The following is a 16,786-nucleotide window of genomic DNA, read 5'->3' as shown; positions in this document are numbered from 1 at the left end:
CTTGTTTACCGTTCACAGGCGATAAGATCTTTATCGCGGTCTTTATTTTTATTGGCATCATAAAGGTCCTTAGAGACGTAAGGCTTGTACTTCGTTTTTCCGCCTTTGTTTTTCACCTTCGATGTGCGGGCCACTCCGCCTTTGTATACTTTGTTTAACTCCTTGCAGTTCTTATAGACCTTCACCTTTGTTTTGGCTTCCGCCACATGGTCAGCTCCGCATGAAAAACCGAAAACGAGACCGAGTGACAGCAAAACCGACAAGCGCTTTTCGACCCGTTAGTTTACCTGATCCTTTGTAGCTTTTTTCTCCGCAATCAGGGAGAGGCTTCATGTTCTTTTGCAGGCCTGGCGGTTCTTGATATTGTTCGGGAAATTCATCATGAAAAAATGCTTTTATAGGATTCGTAAGATTTGAATCAGACATCAGCAACGCTCCTTTTCTGTTTGGTGTACATTCGTATGTGTACCCCTGAGCATAAGGAGAAAAACATGTTTTGGCAGTTTGACTGAAGGACCAAAGAAAACAAGAAAAAACAAAGCCTTCTTCCATATTTATCTTGTCAAATAAGACTATATGAATTATGATAAATTCGAGCTATAAATCAACTAAATATTGGGTGTTGGGGAGTGAATCGTCATGAAAAAAGCGGCGTACGGGCGGCGATTCCGGTATCGGCCGCGCTGCCGCAATTGCTTACGCCAGAGAAGGTGCCGATGTGGCCATTAACTACTTGCCCGAGGAACAGCCAGATGCTGAAGAGGTAAAAGAGCTGATTGAAGCAGAAGGCCGAAAAGCAGTGCTGATCCCCGGAGACTTGAGCGACGAATCCTTTTGCCAAGATCTGGTCAAACAGGCGCAGCAGGAGCTCGGAGGACTTGATGTGCTAGCGCTCGTTGCAGGCAAACAGAAAGCAGTCGAAAACATCGAAGATCTGCCTACTGAACAAATCTATAAAACATTTGAAGTGAACGTCTTTTCCCTTTACTGGGTTGTAAAAGCGGCGCTTCCGTATTTGCCGGAGGGAGCTTCAATTATCACAACTACCTCAGTTGAAGGCTATAATCCAAGCCCGATGCTGTTAGATTACGCAGCAACGAAAAACGCCATTATCGGCTTTACCGTCGGACTGGGAAAACAGCTTGCTTCCAAAGGCATCAGAGTAAATTCAGTTGCGCCCGGACCAATTTGGACACCGCTGCAAATTTCCGGCGGACAGCCGACGGAAAACATCCCGAAATTCGGACAAGGCACGCCGCCAGCTCCATTAAATCGCGCTGGGCAGCCAGTGGAATTGGCCGATGTTTATGTATTTCTAGCTTCAGAGAATTCAAGCTATGTGACATCTCAGGTATATGGCATCACCGGAGGAATTCCGACGGCATAGGTTTATGAAAGGAGCTGCCCTGTGGGTCAGCTCCTTTCTATTTTCTAATACCGCTCCCCGAGCTCACGCAAAATAAAATCATAAATCATCTTCGTCCGCTCTTCCTTCGGGTACAGCATAAATTCCTGCCTTTTCGGCACGCGGTGGTCGATTCTGTCTTGGAACTTGGTTCTGAGCCACGCTGTTCGATATACCTGGTTCTCGAACGAATTATAAGAGATCGGCAGCTCCATCGTTTTCCCATTTGAAAACGTCACTTCCGTATCGTCGAATTCAGTCGCTTTGAATTCTTTTACATGCACATGGGAAATCCAGCCGCATTGGGGTCTTGTCGAAGAAAGTGTAGGGAATAAAAAGATTTGATTCGAAGGGTCCACCATGATTGGCGGCTTGTGTGAAATTTTTGTCACTTCATAAGTTCCTGCTTTTCTTCCCGCATAGCTTGATCCAAAAAATCGGCAGCTTCTGTCGACAATTTGCAGCGGCTTCATGTTGACATAAAACACGCAATCTTTTTCAATAATTTTGGAACATATTTTGCCGTCTATTTCTTCTGGCAGCACGGCAATTGTTGCGCCGTTCACTTCATACGATTCTAAAGGTGCGTCTGTTTTCTGACTCATATTATGGCCTCCATCCTTTTTCTGCAAAATTTATACTAATAATCTATCATCTGTTTTTATAAAACGACAGGTTTTTTTAACATTTAAGATAAAATCATCTTTTAATGATATTTAATGGTGCTAAATGACTAGTAATAAACCGATTTTACTTTCATAAGACTTGCCGGTTTACGGCATTTTGCAGGATATGTCGATAGATTGCCAAGTATTAGTTGTCTAAAAATTATAAAAATTTATTGATTTTTTCGACCGTTATCCATATACTATAAAAAAGGCATTGGGGGGATTCTTTATGAAAGAGAAAAAATCGTACACTGAGCTCATGAAGTCCCGCAACACGCAAAAAACAAAAGAATTCGATGTCACAATGACGGATATCTACATTCAAATGGTGCTCGATGAATCCTTGTATAACCGTCGGCTTGCCATGCTGACGGACCAAATTAACAAAGCCTTGGACGAAAAAGATAAAGATGCGTTTCTTACGCTCTCTAAAGAATATGCAGCGCTCAAGCAGAGCGAATAAGCCAATCCTTCAAGGATTGGCTTTTTATTATCCGTTCACAATTGTTCCGCCATTGACGTGAATCGTCTGCCCTGTGACGTATGTGGAATCGTCGCTGGCAAGGTATAGATAGCTTGGCGCCACTTCGACCGGCTGTCCCGGGCGTTCCATCGGCACGTCTGAACCAAACACTTCCACGTCTTTTGCGGCAAAGCTGGCCGGGATAAGCGGTGTCCAAATGGGACCCGGTGCCACTGCATTGACCCGTATGCCCTGCTGAACAAGCGACTGGGAAAGGGACCTTGTAAACGTAACGATCGCGCCTTTTGTCGCTGAATAATCGATCAGCGTTTTATTGCCTTTATAGGCGGTAATTGAAGCGGTATTAATAATAGAGCTCCCTTTTTTTAAATGAGGCAGCACTGCCTTTGTTAAGTAAAACATAGAAAAAATGTTTGTTTGGAAGGTTCTGATCAGCTGGTGGCTGGTGATTTTTTCAATGCTGGGCTGGACATGCTGCTCAGCTGCATTGTTAACCAATATATCAATGGATGGAAACACTTGGCTTGCCTGCCCGACCACATCATTGCAAAACGCTTCATCCCCGACATCTCCTGCAATCAGCAGGCATTTTACCCCTTCCTTTTCTACATACTGCTTTGTTTCCTCGGCGTCCTGATGTTCATTCAAATACACAATGACCACATTAGCCCCTTCTTTTGCGAATAACACCGAGACAGCGCGTCCAATCCCGCTGTCTCCTCCAGTAATAATAGCGGTTTTGCCCTCTAATTTTTTCGCTTTCTTCGGCTTATCAAAAACCGGACGCGGGTCCATCAGATATTCAAAACCAGGCTGCTGGTTCTGGTGCTGAGGCGGTAATGTTTTCTTTTTTTGATTCGCCAATGAAATCACTCCTTTTCAACCTTATTATGTTATGAACAATGCCTGCTTCCTATGTATGAAAAGATAGAATATGGAGAATAAATCTGATTGGAGGTATAACGGCTTGGCTAATCAACATTTTGCAAAGGAAGCACTTGAAACATACTGGAAAACATCAACTGACCTGCCTTCTTTTCCTGCGCTTCAAGAGGACACTGAATGTGACATCACCATTATCGGAGGCGGGATTACTGGAATCACAACGGCATATGAACTTACGAAGAGAGGCTTCCGTGTCGTTTTGATTGAAGCAAATCAGGTTCTTAACGGAACCACTGCGCATACAACTGCTAAAGTTACCGCACAGCATGACATGATATACGACGAATTTATCCGCCATTTCGGATTAAACCATGCGAGGCTTTATTATGAAGCAAACCAAAACGCAATTGATTACATAAAAGGCATTGTGGATGAACATCAAATTGATTGTGAATGGATCGAGCAAGACGCATATCTTTATACGGCAAATGAAAAAAATGTTCAAAAAATCCGCACCGAGCATGAGGCATACACAAAGCTCGGAATTGAAAGAGACCTTATCAAGGATCTTCCAATTCCCTTAGGTTCTAAGCTGGCGCTTGTCATGAAGAATCAAGCTCAATTTCATCCGCTTCAATACTTAAAAGCGCTTCTGGAGCAAATTGTTCAAAAAGGCGGCCGAATTTATGAAGAGACCGTTGCGCTTGATATCAAAAAAGGCGAAAGGCCCGAAGTGGTAACAAAAAGCCGGCACGCCATTAAGAGCCGCTTTATCATATGCTGTTCCCACTTCCCTTTTTATGACGGAGGCGGATTATATGCTGCGAGAATGTACTCCGACAGATCTTATGTCCTTGCCATCAAGCCGAAGATCGAGTATCCCGAGGGCATGTATTTGAGTATCGATCAGCCGTCAGTGGCGCTCCGCTATACGGTTGTAAACGGTGAAAAGCTGATTCTCTTCAGCGGAGTAAGCCATAAAACAGGCCAGGGAAAAGCCATGTCTACACATTATGAAACACTGAGACAACTGGCCGAAAGCACCATCGGCATCGAAAGCATTCCATATTATTGGTCCACACAAGATCTAGTGACGATCGACAAAATCCCGTTTATCGGGCCGATGTCGGAAAATGAGGACAATATTCTAGTAGCGACCGGGTTCAAAAAATGGGGCATGACGTCCTCAGCAGTCGCAGCCACTCTATTGTCAGACCTTGTGGAGAAAAAAGACAATCCATACGAAAGCATTTTCACTCCGTCCCGTTTCCATCTGAATCCCGGGTTGCAGAAAGTGATTTCCTACAATGCCGATGTCGCCAAGCATTTGATTAAAGGAAAGCTTGAAAAGCCTGATGTCCAATTTGAAGACATTTCGCCAGGAGAAGGGAAAGCCGTCACCATAAACGGCAGGCGAGCGGGAGCATTTCGGGATGAGACAGGCTGCCTCCATCTCGTTGATACGACTTGTACCCATTTAGGCTGCGAGGTCGAGTGGAACGACAGTGAGCATACGTGGGATTGTCCGTGCCACGGATCACGCTTTAAGCCATCTGGCGAAGTTGTAGAGGGTCCGGCCATTAAACCATTAAAACAAATAGATCTCGATTAAACCGTTCATTTTAATGAACGGTTTTTCAAATATTTTTCATCTGCAGCTTCATTCATGTTTCTCTTGGCCGATAAAAAAGAAAAAGGCTTAAAAAGCCAAAAAGTAAAAATTATATTTTTCCCAAGGGGGATCATTGTATTGTTATTTAAAAAAGACAGAAAACAAGAAACAGCTTACTTTTCAGATTCAAACGGACAGCAAAAAAACCGCATTCAGCTCACAAACAAACATGCAGATGTCAAAAAACAGCTCAAAATGGTCAGGCTGGGAGATGCTGAGCTTTACGTGTTAGAGCAGCTTCAGCCACTGATTCAAGAAAATATCGTATACATCGTCGATGCGTTTTATAAAAATCTTGACCATGAAAGCTCATTGATGGATATCATTAATGATCACAGCTCAGTTGACCGCTTAAAACAAACGTTAAAACGGCATATTCAGGAAATGTTTGCAGGTGTTATCGATGATGAATTCATTGAAAAGCGAAACCGAATCGCCTCCATCCATTTAAGAATCGGCCTTCTGCCAAAATGGTATATGGGCGCATTTCAAGAACTCATTTTGTCAATGATTGACATTTATGAAGCGTCCATTACAAATCAGCAAGAACTGCTAAAAGCCATTAAAGCAACAACAAAAATCTTGAACTTAGAACAGCAGCTTGTCCTTGAAGCGTTTCAAAGCGAGTACAACCAGACCCGTGATGAACAAGAAGAAAAGAAAAACCTTCTTCATCAGAAAATTCAAGAAACCTCTGGATCGATTGCCAATCTGTTTTCAGAAACAAGCAGATCAGTTCAAGAGCTTGTGGACAAATCTGAGGGCATTTCTCAAGCATCCAAAGCCGGCACTGTAACATCCAGCACTGTTGAAGAAAAGTCGATCGGCGGAAAAAAAGAGCTAGAAGTCCAGCAAAAACAGATGAACAAAATTGACACAAGCCTTATCCAAATCGAAAAAGAAATGGTCAAGCTGGATGAAATCGCGCAGCAAATTGAAAAAATCTTCGGCATCGTCACAGGCATAGCTGAACAAACAAACCTTCTCTCGCTCAATGCATCTATTGAATCCGCCCGCGCCGGAGAACACGGCAAAGGCTTTGCTGTCGTGGCAAATGAAGTGCGGAAGCTTTCTGAGGATACGAAAAAAACCGTCTCTACTGTTTCTGAGCTTGTGAACAATACGAATACACAAATCAACCTTGTATCCAAGCATATCAAAGACGTGAATGAGCTAGTCAGCGAAAGTAAAGAAAAAATGACGCAAATTAACCGCTTATTCGATGAAATCGTCCACAGCATGAAAATCAGCAAAGAGCAATCAGGCAAAATCGACGTCGATCTGCAAGCCTTTCTTGGAGGGCTTCAGGAAGTCAGCCGCGCCGTTTCCCATGTGGCCGCTTCCGTTGATTCGCTTGTCATCCTGACAGAAGAATAACCATCAAAAACCGGTCTGCCATACGGCCGGTTTTTTTGCGTTCATTATGTAAACTTAAATTAAAAATCAGTTGACATAATAATTGCCTGCATTTATTGTATAACCATATTTGATTACTGTTTGGAGGATTTCACATGCTGAAATTAATCGACATGATGCATATTGCGATTTTCACCGCACTGATGGCAGTGCTCGGCTTTATGCCCCCTCTCTTCTTATCCTTTACACCCGTTCCGATTACATTGCAAACGCTTGGTGTCATGTTGGCAGGCAGCATCCTCAGGCCAAAGTCTGCTTTCTTAAGCCAGCTTGTCTTTTTGCTGCTCGTCGCCTTCGGAGCGCCGCTGTTGCCCGGCGGACGAGGCGGTTTTGGTGTGTTTTTCGGGCCGAGCGCAGGCTTTTTGATTGCTTATCCCCTCGCTTCATGGCTGATCAGTTTAGCCGCTAACAGGCTGCGGAAGGTGACAGTATTGCGTCTCTTTTTCACTCATATCGTATTCGGCATCATCTTTATTTATCTGCTTGGTATACCGGTACAAGCTTTTATCATGCATATTGATTTGTCACAGGCCGCCTTCATGAGCCTTGCATATGTGCCTGGTGATTTGATAAAAGCGGCTGTATCTGCATTTCTGGCGATAAAAATCACTCAAGCCTTGTCTCTTTCTGATACGATGTTTACAAAAGGAGGATGACACTACATGACAATTACCCATACCTATTCATCTACCGCCGAAACATCGCCCGGCCGTGTAGCGATCCAGACTGAATCGGAGCAAATCACGTACCATGATTGGGATCGGCTTGTCTCTCAAACCGCAAATTGGCTGCGGTCACAGCCGAGCATGCCGAATCGTGTGGCGATCCTGCTCCCAAATAGTCTGGCGTTTTTACAGCTGTTTGCCGGAGCCGCAGCGGCTGGATGCACAGCCATTCCCATCGACACACGCTGGAGCCCGGCTGAATGTAAGGAATGTCTGTCCATAGGTGATGCGGATCTTGTGATTACTACAGCCTTTTTTAAAAACAAACTGACAGATAGCCAGACACCTGTTGTTTTGCTGGATAACTGTATGGCAGATATTTCTGAGGCAGCCGCTGATCCCTTGCCTACCATTGATCCGGAGCACCCTTTTTATATGGGATTTACGTCGGGCTCGACAGGAAAACCGAAGGCCTTTACGCGATCTCACCGCTCATGGATAGAGAGCTTTACCTGTACAGGAACAGATTTTTCGATTTCATCAAATGATAAGGTTCTGATTCCCGGAACGTTAATGTCCTCTCACTTCCTATATGGGGCTGTCAGCACTTTGTTTCTCGGAGGAACCGTTTGTTTGCTGAAAAAGTTTTCTCCTGCCAAAGCGAAGGAATGGCTGTGCCGTGAATCCATCAGCGTTCTCTATACCGTACCGACGATGACAGACGCCCTCACAAGGATTGAGAGTTTTCCCGACAGTCCCGTCAAAATCATTTCATCCGGCGCAGACTGGCCGGCAGAATCCAAGGAGAAGCTTGCCGCTGCATGGCCTCATCTCAAGCTGTACGATTTTTACGGCACATCAGAGCTTAGTTTTGTGACGTTTTCTTCACCGGAAGACAGCAAACGGAAGCCGCATTCAGCGGGCCGCCCTTTTCATAATGTCTGGATCGAAATCCGCAACCCTGGAGGAGACTGCTGTCAGCCAGGGGAAATCGGAAAAATATTTGTCAACAGCCCGATGCAGTTTTCCGGCTATGTGAACGGCAGCACACCAGATGAATGGATGACAGTGGATGATATGGGCTATGTTGATGAGGATGGCTTTCTATACATATCAGGAAGAGAAAACGGGATGATCGTGTACGGAGGATTAAATATTTTCCCAGAAGAAATTGAACGTGTGCTTCTCGCCTGCCCAGAGGTTGAAAGCGCGGCTGTCGTTGGAATGCCGGACGAGTATTGGGGAGAAATCGCTGTAGCTGTCATTCTTGGAAACGCTAATGCCAGAACACTGAAAGCCTGGTGTAAACAGAAATTAGCCTCCTATAAAATCCCGAAAAAATGGGTGTTTGCAGACAGCTTGCCGGAAACGAGCAGCGGAAAAATTGCCCGTTCCAGTGTGAAAAAATGGCTGGAAGAGGGCGTACAGTATAAATGAATGCGGTTATTGTTGATGCAAAACGAACGATCTTTGGAAATCAAAACGGACTGCTGAAGCCCTTCCTGCCGGAGGATTTGTCAGCTCCCATCATCCGCTGTCTCAGCCGAAAGCTAGAGGATCAAGTTGACGAGGTCATTCTCGGAAACGCTACCGGCAGAGGCGGCAACCTCGCCAGACTGTCAGCCCTTCAAGCCGGACTGCCTTTATCGGTTCCCGGAATGACAATTGACAGACAGTGCGGCTCCGGCCTTGAAGCTGTGCGCTATGCCTGCAGCCTTATTCAAGCGGGAGCCGGCACGATGTATATCGCGGGCGGCTCAGAAAGCAGCAGCCAATCCCCTTTTTCAGAACGGGCCCGCTTTTCTCCAGATGCCATCGGCGATCCCGACATGGGAATCGCAGCAGAATATACGGCAGCACGCTATTCCATCAGCAGAAGCATGCAGGATGAGTACGCGCTTCTCAGCCATCAACGCAGCAGGAACGCGCATGATGGAGGATTTTACCGTGAAGAAATTGTTCCTCTCGGGGAATTGGAGACAGACGAAGCATTTTTGAAAACACGTCCGATAAAAGCGATTATTCCCCGCGCAAAGCCGGTTTTCGACACCAGCTCCGGAACAGTCACAGCAGCCAACAGCAGCGGCATAGCAGACGGAGCAGCCGCTCTTTTGGTAATGGAAGAAGAAAAAGCGGCAGCCCTGGGACTTAAGCCTGTGCTTCGGTTTATCGGCAGCGCTGTCAGCGGCATTCACCCCAACTTTCCGCCCGTGGCACCGGTTGATGCGATCCGTAATCTCTTACATACACACGATGTAACACCTGATGATATCGGTTTATTTGAAATCAATGAAGCCTTTGCCGTCAAAATTTGTGTCTGCTCGCAAGAACTCGGCATTCCCTTTTCAAAAATCAATGTGCGCGGCGGCGCATTAGCTCTTGGCCATCCATACGGTGCATCAGGTGCAGCTCTGGTAACCAGATTGTTTTATGAAGCGGAAAGACGGACAGACTGTCAATATGCTGTTGCAGCCATCGGAAGCGGCGGCGGAATCGGGCTGGCTTTATTATTTGAAGTTCTTGCATAGGCTTTTTTTTAGGATGCATGCTTTCGATTTAGTATAATAGCGATATGAATAAAGTCAGGAAGGGGATTTTATGACAGCCGTTTGCTTAGTAAGACATGGAGAAACCGATTGGAACCTGCAGCAAAAATGCCAAGGAAAAACCGATATTCCGCTAAACACAACAGGTGAACGCCAAGCAAGAGAAACCGGAGAATATGTAAAGGACTTTTCTTGGGATATTATCGTGACGAGCCCGCTGAAAAGAGCGAAAAGAACCGCGGAAATTATTAATGAATATCTGCATCTTCCGATTGTCGAGATGGATGATTTTAAGGAACGCGATTACGGCGACGCGGAGGGCATGCCGCTGGAGGAACGGACAAAGCGCTATCCGGATAACATCTATCCGAATATGGAAACGTTAGAAGAACTCACTGACAGACTGATGGGCGGTTTGGCAAAAGTGAACCAGGTGTACCCAAACAAGAAGGTACTGATCGTGGCGCACGGTGCGGCAATTCACGCCCTGCTGACAGAAATATCCGGCGGTGACCCGGAGCTTCAAAGCACCCGCCTCGTCAACGCCTGCCTCAGCAACATTGAATTTGCAGAAGAAAAATGGCGGATAAAAGACTATAATATCAACAGCCACTTATCCGGCTTTATCAAATAAGAAAAAGACAGCGTCAGCCTGTCTTAGATTGTTGATAAAATCATAAAATGGTTTTCATTTTATGATTATGTCATCTATTCAGCGTGATTGAAAACCCTTGAAGTCTAGGAAGGACGAGCATAGGAGCGGAGCGAATGTTCTAATTCGTGAGCACCGAAGCGCAGTCCTGACAACGAATGCGAGGGTTTGTCGACACGCTGAGACAGGCGTCAGCCTGTCTTTTCTTTTACTTCTTAGCAGCCGGTATCTCTTTTTGAAGCTCGTCCAAAATGGCATTCGCCCCGTCTACACTGCGGCGCAGAGACCACACCGCACGGTCCACGTGGTATACATGCCCGTTTTTCACTGCCTTCAGCTTTTTCCAAAGGACATTCTTTTCGATCGGGCGTTTAACGTCGGCGTCGAGGTCATCTGTTTTTCCTGTCATCAGGATGATCACATCCGGATCTGTTTTCAGCAGCTGCTCCAGTGTCATTTTCATATTCACAGAGTCGCCGCCATTGCTTGAATCGCTATTGCCTGATGTACTGATTGCATATCGATAGCCGACCTGTGTTAAAAGTCTCGATGTAAAGAAGTTTTCATCCCTGGCCATAATCGTATCATTTGTATTTCCAATCAAAAGCACGGACTGGCTGTTCGCGCTGATTTTCTGCTTTGTCTCGCTAAGCTTTTCTTCATGCGCCATCAGCTTTTTCTCCATTTCCTTCTCCTTGCCGACTGCTTTTGCAATCGTAAGCGAAGCGTCAATTGTATCCTGATAATCAGCATTTAAATTATTAAGTGCAATCGTCGGCGCTATTTTTTTCAGCTGATCGTACACCTTCTTATGCCGGGTCGTGTCAGCAATAATTAAATCGGTTTTTATTGAAGCAATCTTTTCCATGCTTGGCTGTGAGCGAGTGCCGACAGATGTGTAGCCGTCAATTTTCTTCAGCACATCCTTGTTGATCAGCTGCTTCGCTTTGTTGTCATCGGCAACCCCGACAGGCGTAATGCCGAGATCAAGCAGTGTATCAATAAAACCAAGCTCAAGAACAACAACCCGCTTCGGATGCTCAGGCACATTTGTCTTCCCTAAATCATGTGTTACCGCCACTTTATGTTCTTTACTGTTTTGATTGCCGCTTGAAGACGAGCAAGCAGCCGTTAAGACAGAAAGAAGTAAAACTGTAAGAATAATCAGTGTTTTTTTCATAGGTTCCAGTCTCTCCTGTTGGTAGTTTCTATGGTTAAGATGTCCAAGAGTAGTATAACACGGAATGAGAATCATTATCACTAATTGTTTTTCAAATGAGAAGAGAAAGTTCAGTTTACAGGAAAATTTAGTTTCGCGACACAGCAGTTCAGCAGCTGATCATCCTGTCCACAAAAAAGCTTGCAGAAAAATAACATTCTCTGCAAGCTGATCCTGTTAAAGCTTCACAATCACTCTTCCTTGAATGCGATTTTGCAAAATATCTTTTAACGCACCCGGCGTTTCTTCCAATGATACTTCCCTGTCCACGATGGTCAGCAGCTGATCAGGCTTGAGATCAGAAGACATGCGCTCCCAAACAGCGGCTCTGACGTCCATCGGACAGTATACTGAATCGATTCCGAGCAGGCTTACTCCGCGAAGAATAAAAGGATACACCGTTGCCGGAACTTCTCCTCCGCCGGTTAAGCCGCTCACTGCGACAGATCCGCCGTATTGAATTTTGCTTAAAAGCGAGGCAAGCTGTTTTCCGCCGACTGGATCAACCGCTCCCTGCCATTGCTGCTTGGACAGCGCCTTAAGCGTTCCGTCATAGACATCTTCCCTGCTGATTACTTCGCTTGCACCGAGCTGTTTCAAATAATCAGCCGCCTCCCGGTTTCCGGTGCTTGCCACCACATCATAGCCCCGCTTGTTCAGCATCGATACCGCAATTCCGCCGACACCGCCGGTTGCTCCTGTGACTAGCACGCTGCCTTTTTCCGGAGACAGACCATTCTGTTCAAGCCGATGCACTGATAACGCCGCAGTAAATCCCGCCGTTCCGTACACCATCGCTTCTTTTAACGAAAGATTCTGTGGCAAAGGCACCAGCCAGTCACCAGGCACCGAAGCGTATTCACTTAATCCGCCATCACGGGAGACACCGAGCTCATAGCTTGTCGCGATCACCTCATCCCCCTCCGCAAAACGCGGATCATTGGAAGAGACGACCGTACCCGCAGCATCAATGCCTAAAATAAGCGGATACTCTCTGACGATATTGCCTCCTGCTTTTCCGGCCAGACCATCTTTGTAATTGATGCCGGAATAAGCAACTTTAATCAGGACACCATCCTTAGGCAAATCCTCTGTTGATATGGTTTTCACATGGACTGAAACATCATCGGCATTTTTTTCTGCCTGCAATGCTTGAAATAACGTTGACATTCGGCACACTCCTTTTCATTTATATCGTAACCGAAGAACGTTCAAAAAACCAAATCATCAAGCCGCAGCTTTCACTTCGCCGGCACATTGAGAGAATAATGGACAAATCCGGTATCCTCTTCATAGCCGTTTTGCTCATACAAGCTTCTTGCCTTCCGGTTGTGGTGCTCAGTCTGAAGCGTTAAACATTTTGCCCCGTTTTCCCCTGCATAATCCTTTGCGGCAGAAAGTAGCCGGCCGCCCGCTCCCTTTGTACGAGCATAAGGAGCGACAAATAAGTCATTTAATATGTAGATCCTTTTCATTGACACAGAAGAAAACGTTGGATAGAGCTGGGTAAAACCTATGAATTCTCCATTTTCTTCTGCTGTCAAAATAACAGACTCATGATTTTCCAAACGAGCTTTCAAAAAAGCCTCCGCCCCTTGCAAATCGGATGCCTGTCTATAAAATTCCCGATATTGGTTAAACAGCGGCGCGAGGGCTGCTGCATCTGATGTCTTTGCTTGGCGAATGTTCATCTCATTTCTTCCTCCCTCTCAATAAATTTTTTCATTCTATCCCTAATCGAATTTTCTGTAAAGTTTATTTTCCAGAATACTTTTATCATCATGCATTGAAAAAATATCACGATAATATCAATTGTTCTCACGGAAGCATATGCAGGTCATTCGAACGAATTTTTTCGACAGGAATTTGCCGGGACTCAGGAGCATTTAACCTAAAAAAGCATGACATTTCAGCATAATGAACATTTACTCATGTCTATTTTCGTTCTTTTCTGTATGAAAATAGTTATTTCGAGTCTCTACGGAAATAGCGAGAGATGATATACCTAAATAGAGATAAAATCATCTCAAAAAAATGGGTCTACTAAAATATTATTCCATCTATTACAATAAATTCACAGAATAGTCTTTTAAGTAAGTCTACTCTGAATTTTTTAAAAGGAGAGGGTAAAGAGTGAGAAGCAAAAAATTGTGGATCAGCTTGTTGTTTGCGTTAACGTTAATCTTTACGATGGCGTTCAGCAACATGTCTGCGCAGGCTGCCGGAAAAAGCAGTACAGAAAAGAAATACATTGTCGGATTTAAGCAGACAATGAGTGCCATGAGTTCCGCCAAGAAAAAGGATGTTATTTCTGAAAAAGGCGGAAAGGTTCAAAAGCAATTTAAGTATGTTAACGCGGCCGCAGCAACATTGGATGAAAAAGCTGTAAAAGAATTGAAAAAAGATCCGAGCGTTGCATATGTGGAAGAAGATCATATTGCACATGAATATGCGCAATCTGTTCCTTATGGCATTTCTCAAATTAAAGCGCCGGCTCTTCACTCTCAAGGCTACACAGGCTCTAACGTAAAAGTAGCTGTTATCGACAGCGGAATTGACTCTTCTCATCCTGACTTAAACGTCAGAGGCGGAGCAAGCTTCGTTCCTTCTGAAACAAACCCATACCAGGACGGCAGTTCTCACGGTACGCATGTCGCCGGTACGATTGCCGCTCTTAATAACTCAATCGGTGTTCTGGGCGTAGCGCCAAGCGCATCATTATATGCAGTAAAAGTGCTTGATTCAACAGGAAGCGGCCAATATAGCTGGATTATTAACGGCATTGAGTGGGCCATTTCCAACAATATGGATGTTATCAACATGAGCCTTGGCGGACCTACTGGTTCTACAGCGCTGAAAACAGTAGTTGATAAAGCGGTTTCCAGCGGTATCGTCGTTGCTGCCGCAGCCGGAAACGAAGGTTCATCCGGAAGCACAAGCACAGTCGGCTACCCTGCAAAATATCCTTCTACTATTGCAGTAGGTGCGGTAAACAGCAGCAACCAAAGAGCTTCATTCTCCAGCGCAGGTTCTGAGCTTGATGTAATGGCTCCTGGCGTGTCCATCCAAAGCACACTTCCTGGAGGCACTTACGGCGCTTATAACGGAACGTCCATGGCGACTCCTCACGTTGCCGGAGCAGCAGCGCTAATTCTTTCTAAGCACCCGACTTGGACAAACGCGCAAGTCCGTGATCGTTTAGAAAGCACTGCAACATACCTTGGAAGCTCTTTCTACTATGGAAAAGGGTTAATCAACGTACAAGCAGCTGCACAATAATATCAAAAAGAAGCAGGCTCCTCCATACCTGCTTCTTTTTATTTGTCAGCATCCTGATGTTCCGGTGCATCCCCTTCTTTCTCCGCATGTTGAATCCGTTCCATGATCGAAGGATGGCTGCCTCTGAAAATCTTCACAAGCACCGGAGGATCAACCTGGCTCAGCCCCGTCACGGCCAAATCCTGAAACGTTTTAACAGCCGCTTCTCTGTTCTCTGTCAACTCGATCCCATACTGGTCAGCCTTATTCTCCTGATAACGCGAGACAGCATTAGAAAAAGGCGTAACCGCAAAGCTCAAAACAGAAAACAAAAGCAATAACAGCGGAAGTGCCGCAAGATCATGCCGCCCTTCTAAATGAAACATGCTGCGGGTTAGGCGAACCGTCCGCTTGTAAAGCTTATCAATGACATAAAATCCGGCGAGCGACACGAGCAAATAACCAGCCAGACCGATGTAAACGTGCTTCATTACATAATGGCCCATTTCGTGGCCCATAATAAACAGAATTTCTGAATCGTCAAGTTTGTTCAGTGTCGTATCCCACAATACAATCCGTTTATTGGCCCCAATTCCTGTAACATAGGCATTCAGCGCATTTGTTTTTTCTGACATGTTCACTTCATATACATGATCAGCCGGAATATTGGCTTCATCTGCCAGCTCTAAAATTTTGCTTTCAAGCTCTTTGTTTTTCAGCGGATAAAATTCATTGTATAAAGGATCGATAATGACCGGCTGAATAAAAAACAGAAAAAGCGAAAACGGCACTGTTAACAGCCAGGCGTATAACCACCATTTTTTTTCATGCCTTTTGATCAGCCAATAAAAAACGAGAACGCAAAGCGCAAAGATTGGGAAACTGATCCAAAAGCTGATAACCTGATCCTTAGCCCAGCTGGCCGTTGTCTGTGTGGAAATGTTATAGTCAAGCGATACTTGATAGCCTATCCAATCTAAAGGCAGCGTCACCAATGTTGTAATCAGCGAAAGCACAAACACAAAACCAACGGTCTGCAAAAACCGAAAAGGCACGGCCGCTTCCATCCATTTCTTGATTTTCTTTGAAACACCGCTAACCAGCAGAACAAAAAACAGAAACCAATCAAGAGGTACCCCGATAAAAAATAAAAAATTCTTGATATTTGAATACTGCTCGGCCACTGCCAACTCAGACGGCTTCATGAAAGAAGCCGGATCAGCCTGCGTCCCTTTCACGGCTTCCGGTATTGCGGAATCACCCGACAGGAAAAAATACCAATAAAAAAACAGCCCGTACAGCACGTAAGCAAGTCCTGCTGCCGCAATCCACTTGCGCATAACGCCTCACTCCTCACATCAACCCGTTACTTCTATTGTAATCATAAATTCAAATTCTTAGAACCAAGCTGTGTTCCGCACTTTTCCACCCTTTTAAGCATGGAAAGCCCGATCGCTGGGAAAACTAACAATGTTTGGAGTGATGCAAATGAAAAAAATAGTGGCAGCCATCGTGGTAATCGGTCTTGTGTTTATAGCATTTTTCTATCTTTACAGCCGATCAGGCGATGTGTATCAATCGGTAGACGCGGATTTGATCACACTGTCTTCAAGCGGCCAGGAAGATATCGAGATTGAAAAAAGACAGCACGTCAAAGATATGCTGGATATTATGAATCAGGGAAAACAGGTGAAGACAGAAAAAACATCAGCCCCTGATTACGAAGGGACAATCAAGTTTCATAAAGACCGGTATGACTCATTCAGACTATGGATTGACGACAGCCAGCAAGCCGTTTTTTCGAAGGATGGCACATACTACAAATTGAGCAAAAATGATACAAAGGCGCTGCTAAATATTATTAAAAAAGAAGCAAAGGATTGAAAATGAAAAAGCGAAGCTAACCGCTTCGCTTT

Annotated in this window: 16 protein-coding genes and 3 pseudogenes; 11 read left to right on the top strand and 8 right to left on the bottom strand. The window is 45.1% G+C overall.

The genetic code is table 11. From position 1 onward, the window contains the following. Positions 1–5: 5 nt before the first annotated feature. Together NSQ09_RS11495 and NSQ09_RS11490 are read right to left on the bottom strand one after the other, a co-directional pair. Entirely contained in the window at positions 6–263 is a 258-nt protein-coding gene (locus tag NSQ09_RS11495; protein ID WP_341031420.1) for an excalibur calcium-binding domain-containing protein, read from the bottom strand. Beyond that, positions 259–552 (bottom strand): annotated as a pseudogene (locus tag NSQ09_RS11490) (NAD(P)-dependent dehydrogenase); the annotation flags it as partial. The gene NSQ09_RS11495 and the pseudogene NSQ09_RS11490, both read right to left, overlap by 5 nt. 103 nt (positions 553–655) lie before the next feature. Here NSQ09_RS11490 and NSQ09_RS11485 point away from each other — a divergent pair. Continuing rightward, positions 656–1,387: pseudogene (locus NSQ09_RS11485) on the top strand (SDR family oxidoreductase); the annotation flags it as partial. Positions 1,388–1,431: 44 nt separating this feature from the next. Here NSQ09_RS11485 and comK read toward each other — a convergent pair. Continuing rightward, positions 1,432–2,010: a competence transcription factor ComK gene (gene comK / locus NSQ09_RS11480; protein WP_003245329.1), complete on the bottom strand. Its 579-nt coding sequence runs from the start codon at positions 2,008–2,010 to the stop codon at positions 1,432–1,434. A gap of 292 nt (positions 2,011–2,302) precedes the next feature. Here comK and NSQ09_RS11475 point away from each other — a divergent pair, with 292 nt between their 5' ends. Continuing rightward, positions 2,303–2,536 (top strand): IDEAL domain-containing protein, encoded by a 234-nt coding sequence (locus NSQ09_RS11475; protein WP_003233142.1) that lies wholly within the window; start codon positions 2,303–2,305, stop codon positions 2,534–2,536. Positions 2,537–2,563: 27 nt separating this feature from the next. Here NSQ09_RS11475 and NSQ09_RS11470 read toward each other — a convergent pair whose 3' ends face one another. Next, positions 2,564–3,421, bottom strand: a complete 858-nt coding sequence (locus NSQ09_RS11470; protein ID WP_003245662.1) for an SDR family oxidoreductase — start codon at positions 3,419–3,421, stop codon at positions 2,564–2,566. A gap of 103 nt (positions 3,422–3,524) precedes the next feature. On the opposite strand from NSQ09_RS11470, the gene NSQ09_RS11465 reads away from it, so the two are divergent. The 7 genes and pseudogenes from NSQ09_RS11465 (at position 3,525) to phoE (ending at position 10,375) form a co-directional block, all read left to right on the top strand. After that, on the top strand, positions 3,525–5,054 hold the full coding sequence (locus tag NSQ09_RS11465; protein ID WP_326233875.1) for an FAD-dependent oxidoreductase: 1,530 nt from the start codon (positions 3,525–3,527) through the stop codon (positions 5,052–5,054). A 54-nt stretch (positions 5,055–5,108) separates the two neighbouring features. Further along, positions 5,109–5,735, top strand: a pseudogene (locus tag NSQ09_RS23095) (protoglobin domain-containing protein); the annotation flags it as partial. 240 nt (positions 5,736–5,975) lie between these two features. Next, positions 5,976–6,491: a methyl-accepting chemotaxis protein gene (locus NSQ09_RS23090; protein ID WP_445291721.1), complete on the top strand. Its 516-nt coding sequence runs from the start codon at positions 5,976–5,978 to the stop codon at positions 6,489–6,491. 134 nt (positions 6,492–6,625) lie between these two features. Further along, complete coding sequence (locus NSQ09_RS11455) at positions 6,626–7,186, top strand: biotin transporter BioY (RefSeq protein WP_003233151.1); 561 nt, start codon at positions 6,626–6,628, stop codon at positions 7,184–7,186. Positions 7,187–7,192: 6 nt separating this feature from the next. Then, a complete protein-coding gene (locus NSQ09_RS11450) occupies positions 7,193–8,632 on the top strand; it encodes an acyl-CoA synthetase (RefSeq protein WP_341031414.1) in 1,440 nt (479 codons plus the stop codon). After that, positions 8,629–9,723, top strand: coding sequence for an acetyl-CoA C-acyltransferase (locus NSQ09_RS11445; RefSeq protein WP_341031412.1), 1,095 nt, complete (start codon positions 8,629–8,631; stop codon positions 9,721–9,723). The genes NSQ09_RS11450 and NSQ09_RS11445 overlap by 4 nt, the downstream gene beginning before the upstream one ends. Positions 9,724–9,793: 70 nt before the next feature. Continuing rightward, positions 9,794–10,375: a phosphatase PhoE gene (phoE, locus tag NSQ09_RS11440; RefSeq protein WP_341031410.1), complete on the top strand. Its 582-nt coding sequence runs from the start codon at positions 9,794–9,796 to the stop codon at positions 10,373–10,375. Between the two features lie 226 nt (positions 10,376–10,601). Here the strand turns inward: phoE and NSQ09_RS11435 are convergent, their stop codons facing one another. From NSQ09_RS11435 to NSQ09_RS11425, 3 genes are all read right to left on the bottom strand, one after another. Beyond that, entirely contained in the window at positions 10,602–11,573 is a 972-nt protein-coding gene (locus NSQ09_RS11435; protein ID WP_041335564.1) for an ABC transporter substrate-binding protein, read from the bottom strand. Between the two features lie 216 nt (positions 11,574–11,789). Next, positions 11,790–12,782, bottom strand: a complete 993-nt coding sequence (locus NSQ09_RS11430) for an NADPH:quinone oxidoreductase family protein (RefSeq protein WP_003233163.1) — start codon at positions 12,780–12,782, stop codon at positions 11,790–11,792. 71 nt (positions 12,783–12,853) lie between these two features. After that, positions 12,854–13,303: a GNAT family N-acetyltransferase gene (locus NSQ09_RS11425; protein ID WP_014479362.1), complete on the bottom strand. Its 450-nt coding sequence runs from the start codon at positions 13,301–13,303 to the stop codon at positions 12,854–12,856. Positions 13,304–13,745: 442 nt separating this feature from the next. Here NSQ09_RS11425 and aprE point away from each other — a divergent pair, with 442 nt between their 5' ends. Next, positions 13,746–14,891, top strand: a complete 1,146-nt coding sequence (gene aprE / locus NSQ09_RS11420; RefSeq protein ID WP_017695350.1) for a subtilisin AprE — start codon at positions 13,746–13,748, stop codon at positions 14,889–14,891. A gap of 38 nt (positions 14,892–14,929) precedes the next feature. On the opposite strand, the gene NSQ09_RS11415 is transcribed toward aprE, so the two are convergent. Next, on the bottom strand, positions 14,930–16,210 hold the full coding sequence (locus NSQ09_RS11415) for a M48 family metallopeptidase (RefSeq protein ID WP_041052738.1): 1,281 nt from the start codon (positions 16,208–16,210) through the stop codon (positions 14,930–14,932). A 148-nt stretch (positions 16,211–16,358) separates the two neighbouring features. Here NSQ09_RS11415 and NSQ09_RS11410 point away from each other — a divergent pair, with 148 nt between their 5' ends. Beyond that, entirely contained in the window at positions 16,359–16,754 is a 396-nt protein-coding gene (locus NSQ09_RS11410; protein WP_017695352.1) for a hypothetical protein, read from the top strand. Positions 16,755–16,786 lie beyond the last annotated feature (32 nt).

It is taken from the genome of Bacillus sp. FSL W8-1202, assembly GCF_038006165.1.
Classification (GTDB): Bacteria; Bacillota; Bacilli; order Bacillales; family Bacillaceae; genus Bacillus; species Bacillus subtilis.
The sequence above is the reverse complement of the archived record's forward strand: the minus strand, read 5'-3'. Positions and strand labels throughout refer to the sequence as shown.